Consider the following 26,684-nt stretch of genomic DNA (forward strand, 5'->3'; position numbering starts at 1 on the left):
CCGATTCCGTCGCAAGAACCTGTCTACCGATGGCTCCACGTCCTTATCAAAAGCTGTCCGCTATGGACGGTACGCCCGTGTCATCCCGAACCGCCCCCGGATCCTTGCTGAGATCACCTCATTGGACGACAGGAGCACTCGTCTCGAGCGAGTTCCGGGAGACGTGCAGGCACTTGCCGCTGTGTTCGGCAACGATCTGGAAGGTGTGCGACCCGGGCACCGGCCGGAACCGGAAGTTGTCGTGCTTGTTGGTGGCATCGCAGGTGTACTGGATGATGTTGATGTCGACTTCCGTCGAGGCACCCTGGACGTTCAGACACTTGTTGCTGTGAATGGCGACGATGTGATAGGTGCCGTCGCCCTGCGAAACGGCCTTCCAGTCGTCGTTCGTATTTGTGGCGCTGCACGGATACTGGACGATCTTCGCGCTGTTGGCCGTACCGCCACCCTGGACGTTCATACACAGATTGGTGTGCGATACCTGGATGTGTACCCCGGCCGCCGGGGTGATCGCCGCCGAGGCAGGCGCGGCCGGCACACTGAGCAACGCCGCCAACACCACAAGAACTAGGCCAGCAGCACGTGAAGCTTTCGGCCGCAGGCCAGGCCGAACCCAAGTTGGATACACCTTTCTCCAATCATTGTCGTACAACTTTGGAGGGTAGCTACACCTCGACAATCTGCTTGACCCTAGTCACACGCATCCGACCAGCCGCCAACGTCCACGGAACGACAGACCTCTTCCGAGATTGGGTAATCCAGGAAGTCAATCAACAAAAAGCGCGCCCCAGGAAGCCACCGCCAGCCAACCGGGAAACCTAATCGGTCGAACGTGAGCGCCTAGTCCTTTTACGGGAAGCCTTTAGGATCTCAGCATAGTAAGCGAGTCGCGCATCATCAAGATCGATCAACTCCAGGATCTCACCCACGATTTCACCATGCTTGCCAAAACCCTCCTGCAGAATCACCCAAATACCTTCACGCGCCTTATGCCGGCACTCATCCCCCAATCGCCCACGCCCGATGGACCTTTCAGTAGAATGCGATTCTCCAGCCAACACACGCCACAATGCCTCCAGAAGCTCCAGCCGGGAAGACGGCAACAAGTCTCCAGTCATTGCCGCGAGGATTACTCCGATTGCCGGAACAGCAACCTCGAACAGATTTCCATCCACCTCCAGATGTCCATCTAAGGTCACGCCATAGACATCCGAAGGATCCTCGACATCGATCAGCGATCGAAACAACGCGGGCACATGTTCTGCCGTGCCTCGACAGCCACACCGAAACCGACTCCAGTCATACCTGTCCAGCTCCGCAGAAAACAACTTATTCGAAGACATCAGCGACCCCCTCAACCCCAAAATACCCCTGAGACGAAGTTGCCTTCACCAAATAGACCCTGACAGACCGAGCAAACTTCCTTTTCCTGCACCGCGCGCCCTACGCCATCTCTGAAGTTCTGCCATTTCAAAGCCTTGGTGAAGATCACATCCACATGGTCCCAGTCCGTTCCGATCAATACATTTGGCTCAGCACAGTTACCACGACCAGAGCAGCTGACCGCAATCTCTCCGGTACGGAGATTCACGGCACCGACCCAGGTCTTCGTCTTCGCCACACCAGTAGCCGCGTGCACCGCCTCGGACACCATACCCTGCGCCTCAACGAGTTGATCCTCAAGATCCCATCCACCGGCCGGGCTACTACGAAACAACGGCGGTTCGAATTCGAGTTCACCTGTTCCCCCGCGAGTCCCTCGCTCAGGCGCCAAATCGGTTATCCGACCATTTGTCGGACAAACAAATCTGGCACCGACATCTGAATTGTGGACCAGGACCGGAATGCTGCCGGCAACCACATAGTACGTGTGCAGGCCATCGACGGTGAGGTTGTGGACGCGCTGGTCCTGCGCAGTCCATCGCTTGACCGCTGTGACCTGTACGTAGGTACCAGCCGACGTACGCAGAAGCGAACCGGCATGCAGCTCCGAGGCGTCGAGCCAGGTGCCGGAATCCGGTACCCAGAACGGATGGCCGGCGGTGGCCTGGACCGAAGCGGTGTGGTCTCCGGTGTCACCATCCACGTCGATGGTGACCTCGACGATTTCCTTCTCGCCCTGGCCGACGATCAGGTCGGTGACCTTCCTGGGCCCCGTCTCGCCGGTCGTCGGGTCGGTCGCCAACACCACGTCACCGACCCGGACGTCCTCGATCGGCTTACGGCCACCGTCGGCCATCAGAACGGCGGTGCCCGGAACAAAGCTGTTCGACACTCCGGACCCGGTACATCCGCCGCCCATCCGGACCGGCGCCCGCCTGTCTAGAGCCCGGCCGACCAGGCCGCCAGGACGGAGGTTGGTAAAGCCCTTCGCGGTCGACATCGCGGCAGTGCCCGCCGCCGAGAACGCCGACCGGCCGGCTCCGCCGATCACGGCCCGCACGCCCGCGCCCACCGCGGATCCGGCCACGGTGGACAGTGGGCCGGTGACCGCGCCGAATGCGGCGCCCATCAGCGCGTTGGCGGTCATCTCCTGCCAGCCCTTGCCGCCCTCGACGAGGTCGTTGACCAGCGATCCGACCGCACCAGCCGCCGCCGCGCAGCCGACCGCGCCGACCCCGGTCCACCCGACCGCCACCCCGCACCCCACGCCGACGACCGCACCCGCCACCGCTCCGGCGATCGCGGCCTTGTGCTCGACGACCCAGTTCCCGGCCGCGTCCAACGCGGTGGTCAGGCCACCGATCACCGCGTCCCGGGCCGCGATCGCCTGGTTGTAGAGGTCTGCCGCTGCCTTGGCGCTGTCCGCCACGACGTTCTGCATGGCGGAGACCAGCGCGGCCGGCTGGGTGACCGCGGTGACGACGATCTTGCCGAGGCCGGCGATCAACGGCCTCGCCGCTGCCGCGATCTTGCCGACCGGGGTGTGTTTTACCGCATACTTGATCGCCTGGCGCGCCACCGCACGGATCTGCACCGCCCGCTGTTGCACCGCTGCGGCCTTCTGCGCCAACCACTGCTTGCCCCGGTCGACGTAAGGCTTCGCATACTTGTTGTAGAGGCTGTTCAAGCCTCTGCCGACCGCCTTCATTCCGTCGGCGAGCGCCCGCAGCCCTCTCTTCGCCATGTCGAAGCCGATGGTGATGCCCCGCTTCAGACCCGACCAGGCCGCCCGGGCGTACTGGTTGACGTATCCGCCGGCGCTGACGACGGCTCGGTAGCCGCTGCTGACCGCGCTGCTGACCGCGCCGCCAACAGCCTTCGCCGCCCGCGCGCACCAGCCGCACGCCCAGTGCCCGTCCGGGTCGGTGTTGGCCAGCGGATTGCCGGCGCCGTACGTGTAGCGGTTGGCCAGGATCGACGCGCCCTGGGCGTAGGTGACCGAGTCGCGAGAGATGAAGGAACCGGTGCCGGGTGAGTACCAGCGGGCACCCATGTTGACCTGATCGGTTTCCGGGTCGGTCCAGTCGCCCTGGTAGCCCAGGTTGGACTGTTCCCCGCTGACTCCGATCCGCTCACCGAACGGGTCGTAGGCGGTCGACCCGGCGAGCGCGGCCATCGTGCCGTCTGCCCCGTCGAACGCGCCGACCAGGTCACCGTGTTCGTCCGTGAGCGCGACCCGGGAGTCTGCCTCCTCGGCGACGGCCAACAGCTCCCCGTTGGGACCCCGGCTGTAGCGCTCGGCGCCGTCCGCGACCACCTCCGGGCTCAAACCGGCGTAGCTGAAGCTGGTGCCGTTACGAATCCCGACACGGTCCAGGCCGTCGTACTGGTAGGTCTCCTCGTCCTGGCCGACCAGCCGGTCGAACGCGTCGAAGGAGTACTCCTCGACCAGTCCCGAACTGGTCCGGCTGGCCAGCGTGCCACGCGCCGTGTACTGGTAGGTGTAGTCGCCGTCCGAGAGCAACCGGTTGCGGGCGTCGTAGCTGGAGGTTTTGTCGCCCGCCACGATCCGGTTGCCGGAATCGTCCCACTCGTAGCCGACGGTGCCGGTCGGCGACGTCCAGGAGACGAGCCGGGCGGCGTCGTCGTAGCCATAGCTGTTCCGGCCCGGTTGGGCCGTGCCGGTCGTTTCCTTGACCGTCAACCGGTCGTCGGCGTCGTACTGGTAGGAAATCTTGGCAACCTCGTCACCGGAGGCGTTGCGCAGCACGTCCGAACTGACCCGGCCGAGATTGTCGTAGCTGTACGTCCGCACCCGACCGAAGCCGTAGTCGACGGTGGTCGGCAGCCCGGCGGCGTCGTAGCCGAGGGTCTGGGTGACCCCACCCGTGTCCTCCTGCAGTGTCGCGAGCCGCCCCCTGACATACCCGAACGTGGCGGTCCCGGAGGCGTCGGTCCTGGCGACGAGCTGCCCGTCCCGGTTGTAGGTGTAGCTCGCGTCTCCTGCCGGCCCGACAGCGCCGAGCAGCCCGCCCCGGTCGTTGTAGTCGTAGGTGTTGGTTCCGCCGGGGGCGTTCACCGAGACGACCCGGCCCGCCAGGTCGTAGCCGATGCCGCGGGTGGCGGCGGCCGCACCGCTGCCGGTTTCCGTGGTCAGCCGGCCCGCCGCGTCGTACGCCCTGATCCTGACGACGCCGCCGGGCGCGACGAGACGCTCCGGATTGCCGGCCCGGTCGTACCCGACCGTCCAGGTGCGATCGGCGGCATCCGGATGACCCGCGGTCGGGGGCTCGATCACCGACTCGGGCAGGCCCAGTGAGTTGACGGTGTAGATGACATCGTTGTTGCGTCCGTCGGTGTACCGGGTCCGGTTACCCGCCGCGTCGTAGCCGAACGAGGTGACGATGTTCTTCGTGGCGGATACCGGCTCGGTTTGGCGGACGAGTCGGTTGTGCGCGTCGTACTCGAAGGTCGCCCGCTTCTGCAGGGCATTGATTTGGGCGGTGACGTTGCCGTCCGCGTCGTACTCGAACTTCTCAGAGCGGAGGACGGTGCCGGCGGCGTCCAGGTCCGACTCCTGGGCGACCCGGCCGAAGCCGTCGAACTCGGTCCGGGTTGTCCGGCCCAGCCCGTCGGTCACCCGCACCTGGTTGCCGTGCAGATCGTAGCCGAGTTGGGTGGTCACGCCGGCGGCGCTGGTGTTGGAGACGACCTCACCGGCGGTGTTGTAGGCGGCGGTGGTCCGGACCCCGGCCGGTGACACGGTCTCGACCAGGTTACCAACGTCGTCGTAGCGGTACCGGGTGGTGAAGCTGTCGGGCACCGGGTACCGCTCGATCTGGGTGGTGGTGACCGGCCGGTCGAGGTCGTCGTAGGTGGTCTCGGTCCGGGCGCCGGTCGGGCTGGTCGTCGAGAGCACCTCTCCGGTCCGGGTGTACGTGTAGCGCCAGACCGCCCGTTGCTCGTTGGTCGAACCCGGCTGATCCCGGGTGATCACCCGGTTCAGCCGGTCGTAGCCGAGGCGGGTGACGTTGCCTCGGGGATCGACGATCTCGGTCGGGTTCCCGAGCGCGTCATAGCTGGTCGTGGTGGTGGGCGCGGTCGGGAGGACGGGCATCCCGGGCGGGGCGTAGATCGGTTGGCTGGCGCTGACCACCCGCCCCAGTCGGTCGTAGGTGCTGCGTCGGACGTTGCCGAGCGCGTCCCGGGTCGCCACCACCTGTCCGAAGGCGTCGTAGCCGGTGGAGACGGTCGGGTGGACGACGGCGGCCGGTCCGCCGTTGCTCTCCGCCGTGACCGGTGGGGCCCGGGCGGAGATCTGCCGGCCGAGTTCGTCGTGCCGCAGCGTCGTGGTGTACGCGGTCCGGTCGGCCCCGGCCACGTTGCCCCGTGGGGACGTGACGGTGGTCGGCAGACCACGCTGGTCAAAGGTGTACGAGGTGACCAGCGCCCCGTTGTCGGAGACGACCTTCTCCTGGGTGCGTCGGCCGGACGCGTCGTAGACGTTCTCCACCACGTTGCCGGTCGTGCTGGTCGGCCACGGCACGTTGCTCGGCATTCCCGAGTACGAGGTGCGGAGCACGTTGCCGCCGCTGTCATAGGTGTAGCTGATCCGCCGGGCCAGCCCGCCCGGGTCGAGCACGGTACTGGTGATCCGCCCCATCGCGTTCACGCTGTGCTCGGTGACCGACAGCCCGTTGCCGGTGACCTTCCGGGTCAGGTTGCCCGCCGCGTCGTAGGCGTTCTCCTCCATCACGTAGTCGCGGGTGCTGCCGTCCGGGTTGCGGAAGCCCTTCAGCACGATCTTGTGGAGCAGATCGTCCTTGTAGTAGGTGTACTCCTGCCGCCGACCCATCGAGTCGACCTGCAGCACCATCCGGCCGGCATAGTCGAAGGCGTACGAGTTGAGCACGACGTAGTCGCCACCGTCCGGTGGAGCCCCACTCTGCTCAGGGTCGCCGTTCCAGTCCCGCAGCCGGACCTCCGCCAACGCGTTTCGCGCGGTGTACGCGTACTCGTAGTGGTTGCCGTTGGCGTCGATGACAAAGGTCCGGTTGCCAAACTGGTCGTAGCCCTGGGACTCTTCGTTGCCTTCCGGGTCCACGGTACGTACCGGCCGGTTGAATTCGTCGTACTCGGTGGTGGTGACCCGCGCCGGGGCGTCGCTGAGCACGTCCCGGCTCTCCACGCGGGTCACGTTGCCATCTACGTCGTACGTCGTGGTGGTCACCAGTTGGTGGCGGGTGCCGTTCACCTCGTCCGTGGTGACCGGGCCGGTGCTGGTGACCGGCCGGTTCAGGTCGTCGTAGCTGGTGGTGGTGACAACGCCGGCCGGATAGGTGTCGGAGATCTCCTTCTCCGCGATCTGCCGTCCGAGTTCGTCGTAGGTGTACTCGACCCGCATACCGGACGGGGTGATCAGCACAGCCAAGTCGCCCTGCCGGTTGTACTGGTACCGCGTCGTCGCATCACGGGTGTCGGTGGTGGTGCGGACCAGACCGGGTGGAGTCGGGTCCGGATGGCCGACTGAGCCGCCGCTGCCGTCGGTGTAGGTGTGCGCGAGGAGGAAGCCGTCCGGGCCGGTTTCCCGTAGTACGTCTCCGTTGGAGGTGTACTGGTAGGTGGTCCGGTAGCGGTTGTCGGTCGCGCTGCTGGACCGGGCGTCGCGGGTCTCGGTCGGCAGGTCGTTACGGGGATCGAATGGATTCGTCACCGTTGTGGGGTACGAGGTGTAGGAGGTGTGGCATTCGGTGGCGGTGCGACACGTCCGGCGTGAGGTGACGTTTCCCCGGTCGTCGAAGGTGAGCTGGACCTTATCGCCGCTCTCGTTGGTGATCTCGCTCTGATATCCCTTGTCGTTGTAGCCGAACGAGCGGATGACCAGACCGGTCAGTTCGTGCTCCTCGAAGATCGGCCCACCGGAATCACCGGGAATGACGGTGCAGAAACCCGGGTCGCTCGGGTCGGGCGAGGTACAGACCTCGGTCGGTGACGGACTCGGGGTGGGCGACGGCGACCGGTAGTCCGGCCGATCCTCCTCGCGGGTGTCGACTCCGACCGGAGTCCCGGTGCGAAGTACCCGGCCGGCCAGGGCGTCGTACTCGTAGAGGTAGGGACGGTTGGCCGGGTCGAGCACCTGCACACTCCGACGGAGGTCGTTGTTCCCGCCGTAGACCGCCGGGGCGCCGATCTTCCAGGTGCCCCCGTTGCCGTCGGTGAATTCCTTGATCCGGTCCCGTTCGGTGTCGTAGACCGCCTCGGACGAGTTCTTGCCGCTGGGCAGCGTGACCCTGGTGAGCTGGTCGGCCGCTGCCGCCTGGGCGAAGTGCGCCTTTACCGCCGACGGCCCGAGCGGGTGGGCGTACGTGGCGACCTCGTCGATGCTGCCGGAAAAGAAGCGTCGGGCCGAACTTCCCCACTGTGGCCAGGATGCCGGAATGGTCGCGTACCCCGCGCCGATCTGGTTGAAGGTGAGCGTGCTGTGCTCGATCGAGGCGGTCCGGGTGCCGGCCAACTCGCCGTCGACATAGAGCGTCTGGGTGTTGCCCATGGCGGACAGGACAACATGGTGCCACTGGTTGTCCCGGATGTCCCGGGTACTGGTGATCGGGCTGACCGTGCCGCCGGCAAACTGCCCGCGTAACCGCCCGTCGAGCCCCACCTAGAGCAACGGCTGACCGTTGGTCGCGGTTTCGCCGAGCGCCTTGTCCTGGTATCCGAGCAGCGGCCCGCCGGTCTGGTTCGGCGAGATCTTAACCCACAGTTCAATGGTCGCGTCGCGGTTCTTCTTCAGGGTCCCCTTGGTCAATTCGATCTGGGAGCTGGTGCCGTTGAAGGTGGCCGCGGTGTTGCTGGTGCCGGCCAGGGCACCCGGAACGCCGAGGATGACGTTGCGGATGATGCCGGCGTCCTTGCCGAGGTTGGTGGCGACCTCACTGCCGGCGGTCCCGCCCTCGGCCTCGCCCAACCGCCAGTACGAGTCGGGCCCGCTGTCCGTCACCGCGCTGCGGTAGTGGGAGCCTGCGGCGTAGGTGTAGCTCGTGCAGATTGCCGGGTCGGGCGCGCAGACCCGGGTGAGGAGGTCGCCGGTGTAGGTGTACGTCCAGGTCAGACGCCGGCCGCCGACCGGGTCGGTGGAGACGCTGGAGATGTGGTTGCCGGTCCAGGTGAAGGTGAGCGACCGACCGTAGGTGGCCCCGGGGACGGGCATCACCTGTGCCTTCACCAACCTGCCGTTGTTCGGGTCGTGGCTGAGCTGGATCGACCTGAACCAGGCGTCGCTGATTTTGTGGAGCCGGCCCGAGCCGGTGAACTCGTAGCTGGTTCCGGCCCGGTCGAGTAGCTTGTAGAGCCCGTTCGTCACGCTGAGTTGGGCGGTACGTCCCATCGGCGCGGCGAAACTGCCGTCCGGGTTACGGCCGAACCGGACCTGCTGCCCGTCCGGGTAGGTGATGACGACGTTTCCGGAGCCGTCGTCGTCGGGCAACAACCGCATGTCGAACTGGGTCATCCAGCCCGCACCGAACAACAGGTCACGTCGGGGATCCAGGCTGTTGTAGGTACGCACCACCCGCAGCGGAGGCCCGATGTTGGAGACGGCCGCGTCGACGGCTCCGGTGGTGAGGTTACCGACCTGTGGATCGAAGTCACGCTCCTGGCTGCCGTACGGTGCGTTGGCGATCCGGGAGGTGATCTCCGGCTGCGGCACCGCCGACAGCATCGTCTGCCAGTCGGAGAACACCTCGTTGCCGGCGTCCCTGATGCCGGCCCGCCACTCGTAGGTCTTGCTCCAGACGAGTCGGCCGGCCGGTACCGTCCACGCCTGACCCGTCTGGTAGCCGGAACTGGCACAGTTGACCCGGGCTCCTGCGGCGTCACGTTCGCAGTATTCGAAGTTGAACCGCAGGGTGGATCCCGGAGGCGCGTCGATGTCGGTCGCCCGAGCCCAGAGTTGCGGAGTCAGGGTGGGGGTGGCGTAACCGTTCGGCGGCTGGAGTTCGTCCAGCACCGGCGGGATGTCGAAGACCTCCAGGACAATCCGGCCCGGCGGGATCTGCTGGTCGGTGAAGACCGGTCCGCCGGTCCGTACCATGGTGAAGTCGAGGAAGTACCGGCCCGGCGGCAGGGGCTGGATGGTGGCGTCGAAGGTCACCCGTCCCTTGCGGGCCACGGTGGTGGTCAGATCGGCCGCCCGCCGCTGCCCCATCGCCGTGCCGTCGGAGACCCGGTAGGCCCGGTAGGCGAGGTAGTAGGCGCCCGGCGTCCAGGATTCGGCACTGAGGTTGGTAACCGTGATCTTGACCTTGCCGGCCTGGTTCTGCAGGACCGGAGGCTCAGGAACCGGCTTGGGAATGGTGTAGCTGGCGTTGTACGGCGTGTGCGTGACGTACAACCGGGGCGGGTTGGCGGTGCCGGTGCCGGCGAACTTTTTCCATGCCACGCTGTCGCTGTCCGAGGCGCGCAGCGACAGCCCGTGGTTGGGGTCACCGTCAGCCCACCCCTGGATCAGGTCACGACCCTTGGTACCCAGGTCGAACAGCGTTCCCCTGATCGGGCAGGACGACGCGGCCTGGCCGATTCCGACGTAGCCGTACGCGAAGGACTGGCTGGTCAGCGCCGGACCGACGGCGGGACCGGGATAGGAGTACCCGGAGCCGGCTGTCCAGGATCCGGTCACCGGGTGGACGGTCACCCGACGCGGGCTGCACGAGGCCGAATCGAAGTTCACCACCTGCAACTGGGCGCCAAAAATGGTGTGGTTGCGCAACCGGTCCGCCAGACCGTCGAATTTCAGGTACGACGCGGCGGCGCCGCCGCTACCCGGCCGGCCGACCAACAGCTCGTCCCGGTCGATGCGTGACCCGTTGCCCTGCACCACCATCGTCTCGTCGGCGGCGCCGTTGGCCACCGACGGGTCGACCCGGACCGGGAACGCCCGTGCTGGATCACGCAGCCAGGCAGGGTCAGCGGTCAGCTCGATCGCCGTTCCGGTCGCGTCCGGAACCAGCCGGTAGGCGACGCTGGTGGAGACCACGCCCTTCGCATCCATCATGTATCCGGCCGGAATCACTGCCCGCTGGACCCCGGCACCGTCACGCAGCACGATCCGGTCGCGGTCAAGCACGGCGGTGAGTCCGGTCAGTCGCATCGGGAACAGGAACCGGTGCGGCGCGTCGGCCGAGTGCAGTACGAGCGTCTCCTTCACCCCGCCCGCCTGGGCCCGCAACTCCAGGTCGACCCCCGGCCGCACCCCGGGATACGTCGCCGTCTCGCCATGGGCCGTGCCGGAAACCGCCAGAGCCTCTGCGAGTCCGTACGCGATGACGTGCTGCTCGTCGAGGGCCAACCGCACCAGTTCCGGCGCATCCGCCCGGTGGGCGATCCTCAGGTCGACCGAGTCGGCCCGGGACCGCCATCCGGATCCGCCCGGGACCAGCGTCAGGTCGATGTCGGCCCAGGTGCCGTCCGATTGTTGATAGTGCAGCGGCGTCGAGGAGATCTCCGTCGTCTCCGTGCCGTCCGCATTCGTGTAGGCGCGTTGGTGGGCATCGCGCCGGTGCGTGAGCTCCCGGCTGGTCTCCTCGTCGAAACCACGGACAGCGGCGACCGGCGGCGTGACCACCTCGGCCCGGTTCTGACGGATGGCCGGAGGAGCCGACGGCTTGGTCAGTGGGTAACGCCCCCGTAGTGACTGTGGGACGGTCCGGTTGGCAGGACCCTCGACAATGTGGTCTTCCAGATCGGCCGAACCCCATCGCTGGTCCGGTGCTGATTCAGCACGGTGTACGCGGTCGGCCGCCGGCCTGGACGGCGAGTTGAGTGCGGTCCGGGTGCCGGGCTCGGCGGTGTTGGCGAGCAGGGCCGCGCAGAGCAGCATCGCCCCCAGCAGCCATGGTGTTCTTCCACGGCGACCGAGATGCTTCCCCCGCTTCGGGGGTGTGGTGAACGGACGTCGAATCCTCAACATGCCCTGCCTCCCCGTTCGGCACGACCAGCGGCTAGGGCGCTCTCCACCGGGTCGATCAGCCGACCCGGTAGTCGCGACCGGCCTGTTACTGGCTTCCAGACAAGGTACGGATTGTGCGCACAGCAGGACGCACAGTGCAGGCATATCGGAGATACAACGAGCGGCCAGCTTTCATGCGTACCCCCTAGCAGAGGCACAGCGAGGCGATCCGTCACGCCTTGCAATGTTTTGATCACCAGGGAAAGCCGATGCCGAAGAGGCGCTATACGATGTCGATCATTTGGAAGCATCGAGAGGTGGTGATGTAGCGATGCAGTACGGCCTACTCGGTCCCATGCTCATCCAACCCGGCGGGCGGCCGGTCACCGTAAACGCGCTCAAGCCACGTACGCTTCTCGCCTGCCTGGTCGCCGAGGCCAACCGGCCGGTCAGCATCGACCACCTCATCGAAGAAGTCTGGGGAGCACAGCCACCCGGCTCGGCCAAGGCGAACGTCCGGACGTACGTGGCGGGGCTACGCAAGCAACTGGACGCCCCCGGCGTCCGTGTGGTCCGAGCGACCCGCGCCGGCTATCTCGTCGAACTGGCTACCCAGGCGCGGGACGTCGACGTCTTCCGTGCGCTGGTCGCCGACGGTCAGGCGGCCCGGGCGAGCGGCGACGCCGAGGCGGCGCTGACGACATTCAGGCAGGCGCTCGGAACCTGGCGCGGCCGGGCGATGTGCGATGTCGGCCATGGGCCGCTGCTGGGTCGGCATGCCCGACAACTCGAAGAGGAACGGCAGACCTTGTTGGAGCACGGCGTCGAGGTTTGCCTCGGTCTCGGTCTGGCCGAAGAGGCAGCCGTCCTGCTCCGACAGATCATCGCCGAGCGCCCCCTCCATGAGCCGGCACACGCCGCGCTGATGACCGCGCTGTATCGCTGCGGAGACACCGTCGGCGCCCTGAACGCGTATCAGAACGTCCGTGAGCAGCTACGTCACGAACTGGGGGTTGACCCCGGGCCGGAGCTGAACCGGCTGCATCGCGCCATCCTGAATCGGGATCCCGCGCTGGTAACTGCCATTCCATCCGACCAACGTCCACCTCGCCGGGTCACTCGGTGGACCATCGGCACGTCGGTCGAAGCGCCTCGGCAACTTCCCGCCGACGTGCCCGCCTTCGTGGGCCGCGGACGCCAGGTGGAACTGGTGCTACGTGAGTTGACGTCATCGCCGGATACCCGCCCAGCCGCCACGGTGATCACGGGCACCGGCGGGGTGGGTAAGTCGGCCCTGGCGGTCCACATCGCGCACATGCTGTCGGACCGGTTTCCGGACGGGCAGCTCTACACCAGTCTACGACGGGCGGAGCCGTCGACACCGGTCGACCACCTGGCGACACTGACTCACTTCCTACGGGCACTCGGCGGGTCGGTGCCGGCGTCGGACAGCGTCGAGGAGGTGGCTGCCACCTATCGCTCACTGCTCGCCCGCCGACGCGTCCTCATCGTCCTCGACGATGCCGAGGACGCCACCCAACTGCGTCCGTACCTGCCGGGAAGCGCGCAATCTGTCGTCATCGCCACCACCCGGAGGAGCCTGGCCGCCCTTCCGGCTGCCCGGTACGTACACCTCGACGTCCTCGAGCCGGACGAAGCGATCCGGTTGGTCGCCACCGCCATCGGCGTCGAACGGGCCGCCGCCGACCCCGACGGCATGGCCCGGCTCGTCGACGGTTGCGCTCGGCTACCGCTCGCCATCGCCGGCGCGAAGCTCGTGGGTCGCCCCGGCTGGGATCCCTCTGACCTCGCGGACCTGCTCGACGACGAACGGCAACGGCTCGACGCGCTGACCGTGGCGGATCTCGACCTGCGTGCCGCCTTCGCCGCCCACTACGGCATCCTGAAGCAGGAGCAGGCTGGCGGGGCGGCCCGGGTCTTCCGCCTACTCGGGCTGCTCAACGTGCCGCAACCCGACCTCGCTGCCATAGCCGCGATGCTCGACCGGCCCGCCTCCGAAGTCCGTGCCGACCTGGAGTTCCTGGTCGACCTCGGGCTCGCCGAAACGCCGACCGTCAACCGCTACCGGTTGCCCGACCTTCTCCGAACCTATGCAAGGGAGCTCTGTCAGGGGACTCCGGACGCCAAAGACCTGGACTCGGCTCTTCAACGTGCGCTGCGCTACTACCTGGCATCGGCGGGAGCAGCCGTCGCCGTGCTCTGGCCGGAGGCGCCGCCACCGCTGGACGCCGACCGGGCCGCCGGCGGGAGGAGCTTCGCCACGATGGTCGAGGCCCTCGGATGGCTGGACAAGGAAAGGACGAACCTGGTCGCGGTGGCTACGGCGCACGAGGGCCGGAGTGCGACAGCCGCTCTGGCCGCCGCACTCCGTAGAACGCTTCACCCGTACCTTGGCTGGCACGGACGTCTGACCGAACGCCAGCCGGTCACGACCCCGCCCAAACGCCGCCGGGCACCGGTGACGGTACGCCGCAACGCGCTGTCCGCACGACACGTCCTCCTGGAGGAGCCCTTACCGGACTGACGGACACTCCTTCGCCTTGTCAGTCACCTCGGCCGTCAGCTCCCGATCGCGATGGCGAAGACGTGCATGGTCGGTACGTTCGTCGCCGGCCCGGCGCTGATGTTCGGCAGCTCCACCCGGGCCACCGGCTTGCTCTGGATGGCCACGCCCACCTGGTAGATGCAGGCGGCCACATTCTGCCGCTGGTTGCCGGGCCGGTTCTGGTACGCGGTGACGATCGCGGCGGTACCACCGGCGTGCGGACCGCCGTACCAGTCGGGGGCGCCGAGCGTGAACGTCTGGCGGGTCCCGTCGGCATAGACCACGGCGGCGGTTCCCGACACGGCACCGTACGTGCCGGTCAGCAGGAAATTGAGCGTGCGACCCGTACCGGTCACGCTGATGGCCTGCCCCGAGGCGATGGCGTTGTCGGCGCCGCCCGGGGAAACGTTGGGCCAGCGGAAGTTCACCCCGTTGCGACTCACCGTGCTGCCCGGGGTGACCCCGGCCTGGGCCAGGGCCTGCGCGGAGAGGGTGGCCCCGCCGCCGTCGAAGTTCCCGGCCCCGGTGTTGGTGTCGTTGGTGGTGCTGACGTTGGTGAAGCTCTGTTCCAGGGTCGGGGTGGTGGCGACCGATCCGCTGGCCCGGTAGGTGCGCCCCGCCTGCACGGCGAGTTCGACGAGGTCGGTCTCGATCCGCGTGGTCCGGGCCGGGGTGCCGTCGGTGGTATCGACGACGGCGTGGTTGGCGGTGAAGAGCCGGCCGCGCAGTCGGACGGCGCCGGTCCGGTCCGCCCGGACGAGGATCTCGGTCGCCTGGCCGCCGGTCCAGGTGATGCCCACGGTGTGCCCGCCCCGGGCCCGCAGCCCGCTCACCCGCCCGTTGGGCCAGGCCGCCGGCAGCGCGGGCAGGATGTGCAGTTCACCGTTGTGGCTGTGCAGCAGCATCTCGGCGATGCCGGCGGTGGCGCCGAAGTTTCCGTCGATCTGGAACGGCGGGTGCAGGTCGAACATGTTCGGGGCGAGGCGCGCGGGCGTGGCGAGGTAACGGATCAGGTCGTGGGCCCGGTTGCCTTCCTCCATCCGCGCCCAGAAGTTGATTTTCCAGGCCAGTGACCAGCCCGTGCCGTCGTCGCCGCGCAGCTCCAGGGTCCGCCGGGCCGCCTCGAACAACTGCGGGGTGCCGCGCCGGGTGATCTGGTTGCTCGGGGCCAGCCCGTAGAGGTGTGAGACGTGCCGGTGGGTCCGCTCGGTCTCGACCCAGTCGTAGAGCCACTCCATGATGTTGCCCCGCGAACCGACCTTCATCGGGGCGAGTCGGTCCCGGGCGGCCCGGACCTGGGTCCGGAAGGTGCTGTCGACGTTGAGGACCTCGCTGGCCCGGGCACAGCCGTCGAAAAGGTCCCGGAGGATCTGGTTGTCCATGGTCGGCCCGGCGCACACGCTGGCGTTCGAGTGGTGGCTGAGTTCCGGCGAGTTCGACGGGTTCGTCACCAGGTAGCCCAGGGTCGGCTCGGTCACCAGGGTGTCGAGGAAGAACTGTGCGGCGCCCTTCATCGCCGGGTAGTTGGCGCGGAGGAACTCGACGTCGCCGTTGAACAGGTAGTGGTCCCAGATCATGGTGGCCAGCCAGGCGCCACCGGTCTGCCACATGCCCCAGAACGCGCCGTCGACCACGGCGGTCGCCCGCCAGGCGTCGGTGTTGTGGTGGGTGACCCAGCCGCCGGCGCCGTACTGGACCTGGGCGGTCCGGGCACCGCTGACCGAGAGGTCCCTGATCATGTCGAAGACCGGACTGTGGCACTCGGCCAGGTTGGTCGTGTTGGCGGGCCAGTAGTTCATCGGCAGGTTCGCGTTGATGGTGTACTTCGAGTCCCACGCCGGGGTCAGCGAGTCGTTCCAGATGCCCTGGAGGTTGGCCGGCTGGGTGCCGGGACGCGACGACGAGATCAACAGGTACCGGCCGAACTGGAACAACAGCGCGGAGAACTGCGGATCGCTGACGTTGTTGTGCTGCGCGATCCGGACGTCGGTCGGCTGGTCCGCGGCCGAGGTGCGGCCGAGGTCGAGGCTGACCCGCCCGAACAGCGCCTGGTAGTCGGCCACGTGCCGGCTGCGGAGCTGGTCGTAGCTGCTGGCCCGGGCGGCCGTGAGGTGCCACCGTGCGATGCCCTGGTAGTCGCCGCTGACGTTGCGGTAGTTCACGTAGCTGGAGCCGATCGAGACCAGCAGGGTCACACTGTTGGCGTTGGTGACCCTGAGCGTGCCACCGGAACTCGTCACGGTGCCGCCGCTGACCGTGGCGTTGGCCAGGGCGAGGAACCGGACCGCCCCGGTGACGCCCTCCTGGTTGCCGGAGACGCCGTCGAGGGCGATGGTGCTGCCGTCCGGGCTGGACACCGAGGTGCGTTGCGGGCTGTCGAAGGTGGCGGTGAAGGTGATCGACCCGGTCCGGTCGGCGGTCAGGCGCATCGCGATGACCTGGTCGGGCGCGCTGGCGAAGACCTCCCGCTGGTAGCGCACCCCGTTCACCACGTACGTCACGGAGGTGGTCGCGGTGGTCAGGTCCAGTTGCCGGTCGTACTGCGACGCCCCACCCGAGGGGAAGGCCAGTCGGAGGTTGCCGACCGTCTGGTAGGCCAACTGCCCGCCCGGGTTGCCCATCATGGTCTGGTTGATCAGATCCTGGGCCTGGGTCCACTGGTTCGCGAAGACCAGCCGCCGGATCTCCGCCAGCGCCGCCTGCCCTCTCGGGTTGCTGGGGTCGTGCGGGCCGCCGGCCCAGACCGTGTCCTCGTTGAGCTGCAGGCGTTCCGTGTCGACGTTGCCGAACACCATCGCCCCGAGCCTGCCGTTGCCGATCGGGAGCGCCCGCAGCCAGTCGGTGCCGGCGGGCTCGTCGTACCAGAGCGCCAGATCGCCGGCCGCCAGCACCTGCGGTGGCGCCGCCGAGTCCGCCCGGGCCGCGGCGGTCCACGGCAGTGGCAGCAGGGCGCCGCCGGCGCCGACCGCGCCGAACTTGAGGACCTGTCGTCGGGTCAGGTCTGACATCGATCCTCCAACCGGTGGCCGATCCGGTCACCTCGAGACGTGGGAGAACTACGGAAGCCGATCAACGAGTCGCTCGGCGACGTGCGCCCCCGGCCCACCGGGGTGGGCCACCGACAGCCCTCACGTCGCCAGACATCTGATGTGTTTCGCGAAGGTTACTCCCGCGCGACGGAATAGGCAATAGTCGATAGGCGGCAGCCGTCGCCCGTCGCCCGCCCCGCTCGGCCCGCCTAATCCCAGCCAGATCAAGGCTCCGCCAAACAAGGCCGGCGGTCAGCGACCGCCCGACCAGCCTGGGCCAGCCCGACGGATCACTGCGCGAGATCCGGACCGCACTCGACGCTGCACTGATACATCAGATGTGTTGATGCTGCCAGGACTCTCGCCGGGGTCAACCCCGACGCGTCCGGTCCGCCGGCCCCGGGCCCCTGCCACGCCCCGTACCGCGACGGCCGCGCTCACCCGGCGGCCAGAGATGGTCGCGGAGCCGGCCGAGGGCAACCTCCCGGCTGGCGGCGGGATCCCTCGCGACGAGCCGGCGCGCGTGCTCGGCGACCTGCTCGGGGAGGCGGTAGCGGATGCCGTCCTGGACGACCAGTCGGCGCTCGCACAGTTTCCCCAGGCCCTGCCGGGCGTGCACGACGGTCAGATTGCCCAGGACCGCGGCGGCGTACACGTCGAAGTCCGGCCCCGGGTGCAGACCGAGATACCGGAGCAACCGCCGCTGCCCCGGGGACAGTTCGCGGTAGGCGAGTTCGAACGCGACGACGGCACGGATGGCGTCATCTGTCACCAGGACGGCAGGAAGCTCGTCCACCCGACTCACGGCGGTCCGCACGGGACAGCCCTCCTCTCAGTGGCCCCGAGCCGGCCACCGTCGACCGGACCGACGGCAGCGCAACCTTGCTGGGCAGACCTCGACGACAGCAAACGTCCGATGTCTCTATAGTGGTGAGGGCTACCGGCAGCCGGCCCGGGCGACCGTCCCACGGCGGCGGCACAGGGCGGACCGGTCCGAAGGGGGCATGGATGGCACTGACCGACGACGCGATCGCGAAGCTCCGAAGCATGATCCAGAGCGGCGAGCTGCCACCGGGCGCCCGACTGCCACCGGAACCGCAACTGGCCGCACAGATGGGGTTGTCCCGCAGCGGCGTCCGGGAGGCGGTGAAGGTGCTGGAGTCGGCCCGGGTCCTCGACGTGCGGCGCGGCGACGGGACGTACGTCACCAGCCTCGCGCCCCGGCTCCTGCTGGAGGGGCTGGGCGTCGCGGTGGAACTGCTGCGCGACGACACGCTGCTGGAGGTGATGGAGGTGCGCCGCATGCTGGAGCCGGTGGCCACCGGCATGGCGGCGCTGCGGATGACCGACACCCAGCTCGACGAACTCGCCCAGATCCTGGAGGACATGCGGGCGGCGGCCGACGACGCCGAGAAGCTGATCCAGTTCGACACCGCCTTCCACCACACCGTCGTCGCGACCACCGGCAACGAGACCCTCACCTCGCTGCTGGACGGGCTGTCCAGCCGTACGCTGCGGGCCCGGGTGTGGCGCGGGTTGATAGAGGGCAACGCGGCGCACAAGACGATCGACGAACACCACGCCATCTACCTCGCCCTGCGCTCGCGCGACCAACTGCTCGCCCACGCCAGCGCGCTGATGCACGTCAACACCTCCGAAGCGTGGCTTCGTACGGTGCTCGCCGCCCAGGCGGCGGAGAGGTAGCAGGGGGTCGGCTCCGTCCGGACCGTGCGTGCGTCGCGAGCCGTCCCGGCCCCGCCGGGCCGGACGGTGGGCACACCCGGCAGTGCCGGCGAGGGATCCGAACCAGACATCAGATGTTCCGGATCCAACCCGTCGAGTGCCGTCCCGCCCGATGATCATCGTGTCGGCGCTCCCGCCCCCACCGACGCGGCCGTCCACCGTGGGCCGTCCGGGAACCGGTAGTCGGCCAACGACGCGGTCAGGATCTCCGCGCTCATGCCCGGGGCGGCGGGTGCGAGGTACCGCCCGTCGCTGATCCGTACCGGGTCGACGAAGTGCTCGTGCAGGTGGTCGACGTACTCGATGGCCCGGTCGGCGGTGCTGCCGCTGACCGCGACGAAGTCGAACATGGCCAGGTGCTGCACCAACTCGCACAGCCCCACCCCACCGGCATGCGGGCACACCGGAACCCCGAACTTCGCGGCGAGCAGCAGGATCGCGAGGTTCTCGTTGACCCCGGCGACCCGACAGGCGTCGATCTGCACGATGTCGACGGCGTCGGCCTGGAGCAGCTGCTTGAACATCACCGCGTTGTGCACGTGCTCGCCGGTGGCCACCTTGACCGGGGCGAGGACCCTGCGCACGGCGGCGTGCCCGAGCACGTCGTCCGGCGACGTCGGCTCCTCGATCCAGTACGGGTCGAACGCGGCCAGCTCGCGCATCCACCGGATCGCGTCGGGTACGCCCCAGATCTGGTTGGCGTCGACCGCGATCCGGACGTCGGGTCCGACGGCCTGCCGGGCGATGGCCATCCGCCGTACGTCGTCGGCCAGGCTTCCGCCGACCTTGAGCTTGATCAGCCGGTACCCCTCCTCGACCGCCTCCGTGCAGAGCCGGGCCAGCTTCTCGTCGTCGTAGCCCAGCCAGCCCGGGGTGGTGGTGTACGCCGGGTAGCCCTCGGCCCGCAGCAACCGCTCGCGTTCCGCCCGCCCGCCCTCGGCGGCCCGCAGCAACGCCAGCGCCTCCTCCTCGGTGAGTGCGTCGCGCAGGTAGCGGAAGTCGACCTGGGCGACGAGCTGCTCCGGGCTGAGGTCGGCGAGCAGCTTCCACAGCGGCTTGCCCGCCCGCCGGGCGGCGAGGTCCCACACCGCGTTCACGAGACCGCCGGCGGCCATGTGCACGACGCCCTTCTCCGGGCCCAGCCAGCGGATCTGGCTGTCGCCGACGAGCCGGCGGGCCAGCGCCCCCGGGTCGGCGGTCACCTCGTCGACGGACTGCCCGATCACCATCGCGGCGAGCGACCGCACCGCCGCGACCTGGATCTCGGTGCCCCGGCCGACGGTGAAGACGAACCCGTGCCCCTCGGCCCCGGTCGTGGTGCGCAGCAGGATGTAGGCGGCGGAGTAGTCCGGGAACGGATTCATCGCGTCCGACCCGTCGCGGTGCCGGGACGTGGGGAACCGTACGTCGATGGTCTCTACGGACGAGATGCGCTCACTCACCGGAACTCCTGGGGGATCGAACGGCGGGCCTGGTCGTACCCGGACCTGCCGGTCCGGCCTCGCGGTGGCCCGCCCGGCGGGCCGGACGACTCATGTCTGCGCCCTGCCTCCGGTGATGCGGGAGACCACCAGGGCCACCAGGATGACGGTGCCGTTGAGGAAGTTCGTCCACTGCGCGGGTACTCCGGCCAGGGTCAGCACGTTGATGATCATGAACAGCAGCAGTACGCCGGTGAAGGCGCCGAAGACACTGCCCTTGCCGCCGTTGAGACTGACCCCGCCGATCACCGCCGCCGCGAAGACCTGGAAGATCGCACCGCTACCCTGGGCCGCCGGCACCGCTGCCAGCCGACCGCTGATCAGCAGGCCGGCGAGGGCCGCGAGGACACTGGCCACGACGAGGGCGATCCACAGCACCCGGTCGGTACGGATACCTGCCGCTCGGGCCGCGTCGGCGTTGCCACCGATCGCGTACAACGCCCGACCGGCGCGGGTGTAGCCGAGGACCACGATCCCGGCGGCGAACAGCAGCAGCGACAGCCAGATCGAGGCCGGCACCCCCAACCAGACGGCGGAGCCGAGGTACGTCATCGACTCCGGCAGCGCGAAGAAGGTCTGGCCGCCGGAGATCCCGGTGAGCAGTCCACGCAGGACGATGAGCATGCCCAACGTGACGATGAAGCCGTTGAGGCCGAACCGGACGATGAGCAGCCCGTTGAAGGCACCGATGAGGGCGCCGACGAGCAGGGCCACCGGCACCGCCCAGGCCTCCGGCAGCACGTCGAGTCCCAGACCCCGGGTCAGGGCGGGGTCGACGATCAGCCAGGCCGCGATGCCGGGCGCGAGCCCGAAGGTCGACTCCAGCGACAGGTCCATCTTGCCGGTGATCAGCACGATGGTCTGGGCGAGGACCAGGATGGCGATCTCCGACATGCTCTGCAGCACGTTGATGATGTTGTCGGAGCTGAGGAAGACCGGGTTGACGATCGATCCGACGATCGCGACCGCGATGATCGCCGGCACCAGGGCGAGGTCCCGCAGCCGGGCGACCGCCAGGGTCCGCGACGAGGACGGCGACCGCGACGGCCGCGAGGGCGGCGTCACGGACGGCGGCGTGGTGGTGGACAGCGTCTCAGACACGGTGGAGATCCACCCCTTCCATGGCGGCTACCAGATCGTTGTCGCTCCAGCCGTGGGCCATCTCGCCGACGACCCGGCCCTGGAACATGACCAGCACGCGATCACAGATCCGCAGATCGTCGAGCTCGTCGGAGACCACCACGACGGTCGTACCGCGACGGCGTACGTCCTCCACGACACCGAGGAGGGTCTGCTTGGACCGCACGTCGACACCGGCGGTCGGCGTGATGAGCACCAGCAGCTTCGGATCGCTGGCCAACGCCCGACCCATGACCACCTTCTGCTGGTTGCCGCCGGACAGGTCGGAGACCGGCACCCGCGGCCCGGACGCCTTGATGGCCAGACCGGCAATGGTGTCCCGGGCCAGGGCGTCACGCCGGGCCGGCGAGATCAGACCACGCCGCCCGATCCGGTCCGGCACGGTCATCGTGACGTTCTCCGCGATGGACAGCAGCGGCACCAGCCCCTCCCGGTGCCGGTCCTGCGGCACCAGGCCGACGCCGGCGTCGAGGGCGTCGGGGACACTGCCCGGACGCAGTACGCGGCCGTCGACGGCGACGGTCCCGCCCACCCGGGGCGCCAGGCCGACGATCGCCTCGGCGACCTCGATCTTGCCGCTGCCGCCGCCGCCCGCGATGCCGACGACCTCACCGGCCCGGGCCTCCATCGACAACTCGGCACCGGAGGAGGTGACCAGGTCGCGTACGGCCAGCAGCAGCGGAGCGTCCGACGCCACGGGCCGGTGCTCGGCCTCGGGCATCGTCACGTCCTCACCGGTCATCGCCGCGACCAACGCCGGACGGCTCAGCTGGGCGACCGGAGCGGTGACGATGTGCCGGGCATCGCGGAAGACCGTCACCTGGTCACAGATCTCGTAGATCTCCTGGAGGTGGTGACTGATGAACAGGAACGTCACCCCCTGGGCGCGCAGGTCCCGGATCCGGTCGAACAGCCGGTTGATCCCGGCCGCGTCGAGCTGGGCGGTCGGCTCGTCGAGGATGATGAACCGGGCACCGAAGGACAGCGCCCGGGCGATCTCCACGAACTGCCGCTGCTCGACCGAGAGCGTCGACGCGGGCTGGCGTACGTCGACCTCGACCGACCACGCCGCCAGCAGCTGTTCGGCCTCGCGGCGCAGAGCCGACCAGCGGATCAGTCCGCCCCGGCCCCGGGCGTGCCGGTTGAGGAACAGGTTCTCCGCCACGGTGAGGGTGGGGATGATCGTCGACTTCTGGTAGACGCAGGCCACCCGCTGCCGCCAGGCGTCGCGGTCACCCAACGGCGGCGCCGGACGGCCGTCGAACGCCACGGCACCGTCGTCGGCGGCCTGCAACCCGGTGAGGATGCTGACCAGCGTCGACTTTCCGGCGCCGTTGCGTCCGACCAGGGCGTGTGTCTCACCGGGGCGGACCACGATGCCCGCGTCGGCCAGGGCGACCGTGGATCCGAACCGCTTGGTGATGTTCACGGCCTCGACGACGGGCCGGCCGTCGCCGGTCGGCCCGTCGACCGGGCCCGGTGGGGCGGTCCTCATGCGTTGTTGCCCCACAGCGACGCGTCGTCGAACTTCAGGGTCGGCTCGCTGGCGACCGGCGCACCGTCCAGGGTCACCAGCGGCGCCGGAAGCTGGTCCTCGAGCAGCCCCTCCCGTATCTGGATGATGGTGCTGCCGTGGTCGGTCGGGCCGGGCTGGAAGGTCTTGCCCTCGATCGCCGCCTTCACGTACTCGAGCCCGTACCTGGCGTACAGGTCGGCCGGCTGGCTGACGGTGGCGTCGATCAGGCCCTCGCCGATGTTCTTCAGCTCCTCCGGGATGCCGTCGTTGGAGACGACGAACACGTGCTTGGGGTCGCTCGGCGGCACCTGCAGGCCACGCTGCTTGAGGATCTGGAGGGTGCCGGACAGCGCGAACGAGGACTGCATGTAGACACCCTTGATGTCCGGGTCCGAGGCGAAGCGGGTCTGCAGCTTCGCCGCCGCCACGTCCGCCTTCCAGTCGGTGGCCTCGCCGAAGACGGTGATCCCGGGGAACTTGTCGCGCATGCACTCGTTGAAGGCCTCGGTACGATCCCGGCCGTTGATCGAGTCGAGGCCGCCCTGGAGCATGACGACCTTGCCCTTGCCGCCGAGCTTGGTGCCGAGGAACTGGCATGCCTTGATGCCGTAGGCGCGGTTGTCGGCGCGCACCACCATGAAGACGTTGCCGGTGTCCGGCCTCGTGTCGATGGTGACCACCGGGATCTTCTTCGAGTCCAGTTGCGCCAGGGTCGGTGCGATCGCCGCGGTGTCCTGCGGCGCCATCACCACGCCCTTGACGCCCTGGCTCATGAAGGTCTGGGCGTTGGAGATGAGGTTCGCGATGTCGTTCTGCGAGTTGGTCGTCTTCAGTTCGACGCCCAGCTCGTCCGCGAACTGCGGCACGTACCTGATGTACGAGTTCCAGAAGTCCGTGTCGGAGCGCGGATAGTCGACACCGACGAGCAGTCGGGAACCGCCCGGTGCGGTGCCGTCACCGCAGCCGGCCGTGAGGCTGACCGACACGCCGAGCACCATCGTCAGCCCCGCGGTCAGCAGAGCTCTCCGATTGATCATTGCTTCTCCATATCTGCGACGTCGTCCGACGACGGGTCGCCGCGACCAGGCCCCGGGTGCGGCGCACACATCGGACGCCACTGGGTTCAGTCGGCGGTGACGATCCACCACGGGTTGGCGCCGCCATCCCCGGTCCAGCGCTTCGGCCGCGCTCCGGGGGTGGGTGTCGCACCCGGCGTCCTGGGATCTTCGGTCGGACCGGGGGCGGCAAGCAGTCGGCGACGGGTGAGGGATGGACGGGACATGGCAATCCCTCCGAAACACGGGGTGGCGTGGGGTGCATGGTCACGCGTTCAGACATCAGACGTTAGAGGTTTCCATCGCGTAACGTCAACGGCCAACTCCGGCAGAATCCGTGCTCCTGGGACCGGCCGACGGCGCGGAGTAAGCGACACGGGTCAGAGACATCTCATGAATTGTGGTCAACCTCGTTCGTCGGCACAGCGCCGAGACCGCCCGGCACCCGTCCACCTCGCCGCGAGCCCAGCCCGCGACCACGGTGGCGGCACCAGACGAGCGCCATGCCGCCACCGACCGATGTTGACGGTCACATCGAGACGGTCGAGGACCGACACTTTCGCATGTGGAGGCGACTTGCGGACGTTAACATCGATGCCCCTGAGGAGGCCAGGGTGCGCCGCGGAAGCGCTGGTTCACGGTGACCGGCCACCCCCGGGCGTGGTCACCACGGACGCGCGGGTCAGCTCGGTCGGACGGCGGCCGCCGCCGGGACGTCGAGGTACGCGGAAGCCTGGGTCAGATACAGTTCGACATACGTACCATCGAGCGTCATCGGTGTGTCGTGACTGCCGTGCTCGGTCACCCGGCCGGACTCGAGCACGTAGATGTGGTCGGCGTACCAGACGCCCGAGAACCGGTGCGAGATCAGCAGCACCGTACGGCCGGCGAACAGCGTCCTGATCCGGGCGTGCCCGTCGACGGTGGGCAGCCCACGGCCACCGTCGTGTCGATCGTGCCCGGCCGTCGCGGCGCACGCCCCCGTCTGCCGGCGGGCCGATGCCGACCGCCGAGCATCTGCCCTGGCTGACCCCGCTCGGCTTCCAGCACGAGCGACGCACCCTGTGGGAGGCCGAGCGGGTCTACCGGGACCTCGACGCCGTTCTCGCGGCACCGTCGATCACGCGTCCAATACTCATCCTGCACGGCCAGCAGGACCGGAACCCGGCCACACCGCCAGAGCAGGCGATCCCTGCTGTTCCAGGCGCTGACCGCGCTGGGCACGGCCAGCCGGCTGGTCCTCCTGCCCGCCGAGGGCCACCGGGTCCGGAGCCGGAAGGGACTCGCCGCCGGCCTGACCGAGCAGGTCTCGTGGGTCCGACGCTGGACCGGTGACGCCGATCGCGTGACGCGCCCGCGCCACGCCGACTGCCCCGCCAGCTGACCGCTGCCGGGCGACGGCCGCCGCCGTACGACGCGGCGGCCGTCGCGATACGACGGTCGGAACCGCGCCGGTCAGCCGCTGATGGTCGGGCGCAGGTCGGCCGCCGGCGGCTGCCAGACGTCCGGCGTCGCGCCGACCTGCTCACCCGAACGGATGTCCTTCACCTCGTCGCCGGTGCCCTCGTTGCCGGGGAACCAGACGTACGGGATGCCGCGCCGCTCGGCGTACCGGATCTGCTTGCCGTACTTGGCGGCGGACGGGGAGACCTCGGTCGGGATGCCGCGCCGGCGCAGCGCGTCGGCGATCCGGTTGCTCTCCGCCCGCCGTTCCTCGTCGGCCAGGGCGACCAGCACACAGGTCGGCACGCTCCGGGAGATGGTGAGCGCATTCGCCCCGAAGAGCAGCCCGAGCAGCCGGGTCACCCCGATCGAGATGCCGACCCCGGGGAACCGGTTGTTCTCGTCGCTGGCCAGGTTGTCGTACCGGCCACCGGAGCAGACCGAGCCGAACCGCTCGAAACCGCGCAGTTGGGTCTCGTAGACCGTACCGGTGTAGTAGTCGAGGCCACGGGCGATCCGCAGGTCCGCCACGCAGAGCCCGGGGGCGTACGTGCTGGCGTTCTCCATCACCGCGACCAGTTCGGCGAGACCCTCGTCGAGCAGCGGGTCGGTCACCCCGAGAGCACGGACCGCGTCGGCGAACGACGGGTCCGGGGCGGAGATCTCGGCCAGTGCCAGACACGCCTTGGCCTGGGCGTCGGTCGCCCCGGCGGTCTCGGCCAGCAGCTTCGCCACCCCGTCCGGGCCGACCCGGTCGAGCCGGTCCACCGCACGCAGCGCGGCCAGCGGGTCGGCGAGCCCGACGCCCCGGTAGAAGCCCTCCAGGACCTTGCGGTTGTTGACCTGGATCAGGATCGGCAACCGTCCGTCGGCGCCGCCGCCGATCGGCAGCCCACCGAGCGCGTCGCCGATCACCAGCGGGATCTCGGCCTCGTAGTGCGGGGGCAAAGTGTCCCGGTCGACGATGTCGATGTCGGCCTGGAGGAACTCCCGGTAGCGGCCCTCCTGGGGACGCTCCCCACGCCACACCTTCTGGATCTGGTAGCGCCGGAACGGGAACTGCAGTTTGCCGGCGTTCTCCAGCACGTAGCGGGCGAACGGCACGGTCAGGTCGAAGTGCAGCCCGAGGCCGCCCTCGCCGGTGGAGGCCCCCGCCTCCTCCTGGAGCCGGCTGATCAGGTAGACCTCCTTCGAGGTCTCCCCCTTACGCAACAGCTGGTCCAGCGGTTCCACCGCGCGGGTCTCCAGCGGCGCGAAGCCGTACAACTCGAAGCTGGTCCGGAGCCGCTCCAGGACGTACTGCTCGATCATCCGCTGTGGCGGTGCCCACTCGGGAAAGCCGGAGATCGGTCGTGGCTTACTCATGATGCTCGGTGCTCCTG

The 26,684-nt window shown here is 68.6% G+C and carries 14 protein-coding genes; 2 read left to right on the top strand and 12 right to left on the bottom strand.

Annotated features, from left to right (window positions below):
• Positions 1 to 118: 118 nt before the first annotated feature.
• The 4 genes from ABGB05_RS24670 to ABGB05_RS24685 form a co-directional block, all read right to left on the bottom strand.
• Positions 119 to 559: an RICIN domain-containing protein gene (locus ABGB05_RS24670; protein WP_347655885.1), complete on the bottom strand. Its 441-nt coding sequence runs from the start codon at positions 557 to 559 to the stop codon at positions 119 to 121.
• Between the two features lie 259 nt (positions 560 to 818).
• Complete coding sequence (locus ABGB05_RS24675) at positions 819 to 1,256, bottom strand: hypothetical protein (protein ID WP_347655886.1); 438 nt, start codon at positions 1,254 to 1,256, stop codon at positions 819 to 821.
• Between the two features lie 98 nt (positions 1,257 to 1,354).
• Complete coding sequence (locus tag ABGB05_RS24680) at positions 1,355 to 8,044, bottom strand: RHS repeat-associated core domain-containing protein (RefSeq protein ID WP_347655888.1); 6,690 nt, start codon at positions 8,042 to 8,044, stop codon at positions 1,355 to 1,357.
• Entirely contained in the window at positions 8,045 to 11,350 is a 3,306-nt protein-coding gene (locus tag ABGB05_RS24685) for a DNRLRE domain-containing protein (RefSeq protein WP_347655889.1), read from the bottom strand.
• A gap of 334 nt (positions 11,351 to 11,684) precedes the next feature.
• Between ABGB05_RS24685 and ABGB05_RS24690 the strand changes: the two genes are divergently transcribed.
• The gene (locus ABGB05_RS24690; RefSeq protein WP_347655890.1) at positions 11,685 to 13,874 is read left to right on the top strand and encodes a BTAD domain-containing putative transcriptional regulator; all 2,190 of its coding nucleotides are present in this window, start codon (positions 11,685 to 11,687) and stop codon (positions 13,872 to 13,874) included.
• A 35-nt stretch (positions 13,875 to 13,909) separates the two neighbouring features.
• Here ABGB05_RS24690 and ABGB05_RS24695 read toward each other — a convergent pair whose 3' ends face one another.
• Complete coding sequence (locus tag ABGB05_RS24695; RefSeq protein ID WP_347655892.1) at positions 13,910 to 16,903, bottom strand: glycoside hydrolase family 95 protein; 2,994 nt, start codon at positions 16,901 to 16,903, stop codon at positions 13,910 to 13,912.
• Positions 16,904 to 17,294: 391 nt separating this feature from the next.
• On the bottom strand, positions 17,295 to 17,741 hold the full coding sequence (locus tag ABGB05_RS24700) for a hypothetical protein (protein ID WP_347655894.1): 447 nt from the start codon (positions 17,739 to 17,741) through the stop codon (positions 17,295 to 17,297).
• Positions 17,742 to 17,932: 191 nt separating this feature from the next.
• Between ABGB05_RS24700 and ABGB05_RS24705 the strand changes: the two genes are divergently transcribed.
• Positions 17,933 to 18,628 (top strand): FadR/GntR family transcriptional regulator, encoded by a 696-nt coding sequence (locus ABGB05_RS24705; protein WP_347655895.1) that lies wholly within the window; start codon positions 17,933 to 17,935, stop codon positions 18,626 to 18,628.
• A gap of 155 nt (positions 18,629 to 18,783) precedes the next feature.
• Here the strand turns inward: ABGB05_RS24705 and ABGB05_RS24710 are convergent, their stop codons facing one another.
• From ABGB05_RS24710 to hisS, 6 genes are all read right to left on the bottom strand, one after another.
• Positions 18,784 to 20,109, bottom strand: a complete 1,326-nt coding sequence (locus tag ABGB05_RS24710; protein ID WP_347655897.1) for an enolase C-terminal domain-like protein — start codon at positions 20,107 to 20,109, stop codon at positions 18,784 to 18,786.
• 90 nt (positions 20,110 to 20,199) lie between these two features.
• Positions 20,200 to 21,249, bottom strand: coding sequence for an ABC transporter permease (locus ABGB05_RS24715; RefSeq protein ID WP_347655898.1), 1,050 nt, complete (start codon positions 21,247 to 21,249; stop codon positions 20,200 to 20,202).
• Positions 21,242 to 22,783 carry a sugar ABC transporter ATP-binding protein gene (locus ABGB05_RS24720; RefSeq protein WP_347655900.1) on the bottom strand — a complete coding sequence of 514 codons (1,542 nt, stop codon included), beginning with the start codon at positions 22,781 to 22,783 and terminating at the stop codon, positions 21,242 to 21,244. The genes ABGB05_RS24715 and ABGB05_RS24720 overlap by 8 nt, the downstream gene beginning before the upstream one ends.
• Positions 22,780 to 23,841 (bottom strand): sugar ABC transporter substrate-binding protein, encoded by a 1,062-nt coding sequence (locus ABGB05_RS24725; RefSeq protein ID WP_347655901.1) that lies wholly within the window; start codon positions 23,839 to 23,841, stop codon positions 22,780 to 22,782. Before ABGB05_RS24725 ends, ABGB05_RS24720 begins: the two co-directional genes overlap by 4 nt.
• 700 nt (positions 23,842 to 24,541) lie before the next feature.
• Positions 24,542 to 24,736 carry a hypothetical protein gene (locus ABGB05_RS24730; protein ID WP_347655902.1) on the bottom strand — a complete coding sequence of 65 codons (195 nt, stop codon included), beginning with the start codon at positions 24,734 to 24,736 and terminating at the stop codon, positions 24,542 to 24,544.
• Between the two features lie 578 nt (positions 24,737 to 25,314).
• The gene (gene hisS, locus ABGB05_RS24735) at positions 25,315 to 26,667 is read right to left on the bottom strand and encodes a histidine--tRNA ligase (protein ID WP_347655903.1); all 1,353 of its coding nucleotides are present in this window, start codon (positions 26,665 to 26,667) and stop codon (positions 25,315 to 25,317) included.
• Positions 26,668 to 26,684: the final 17 nt, after the last annotated feature.

The organism is Plantactinospora sp. B5E13, assembly GCF_039871775.1.
Classification (GTDB): Bacteria; Actinomycetota; Actinomycetes; order Mycobacteriales; family Micromonosporaceae; genus Plantactinospora.

Bases quoted from the DNA above. Each gene is read 5' to 3' on its own strand.
- ABGB05_RS24685 (WP_347655889.1), bottom strand. From the start codon at position 11,350: ATGTTGAGGATTCGACGTCCGTTCACCACACCCCCGAAGCGGGGGAAG.
- ABGB05_RS24690 (WP_347655890.1), top strand. From the start codon at position 11,685: ATGCTCATCCAACCCGGCGGGCGGCCGGTCACCGTAAACGCGCTCAAG.
- ABGB05_RS24695 (WP_347655892.1), bottom strand. From the start codon at position 16,903: ATGTCAGACCTGACCCGACGACAGGTCCTCAAGTTCGGCGCGGTCGGC.
- ABGB05_RS24705 (WP_347655895.1), top strand. From the start codon at position 17,933: ATGGCACTGACCGACGACGCGATCGCGAAGCTCCGAAGCATGATCCAG.
- ABGB05_RS24720 (WP_347655900.1), bottom strand. From the start codon at position 22,783: ATGAGGACCGCCCCACCGGGCCCGGTCGACGGGCCGACCGGCGACGGC.
- ABGB05_RS24725 (WP_347655901.1), bottom strand. From the start codon at position 23,841: ATGATCAATCGGAGAGCTCTGCTGACCGCGGGGCTGACGATGGTGCTC.
- hisS (WP_347655903.1), bottom strand. From the start codon at position 26,667: ATGAGTAAGCCACGACCGATCTCCGGCTTTCCCGAGTGGGCACCGCCA.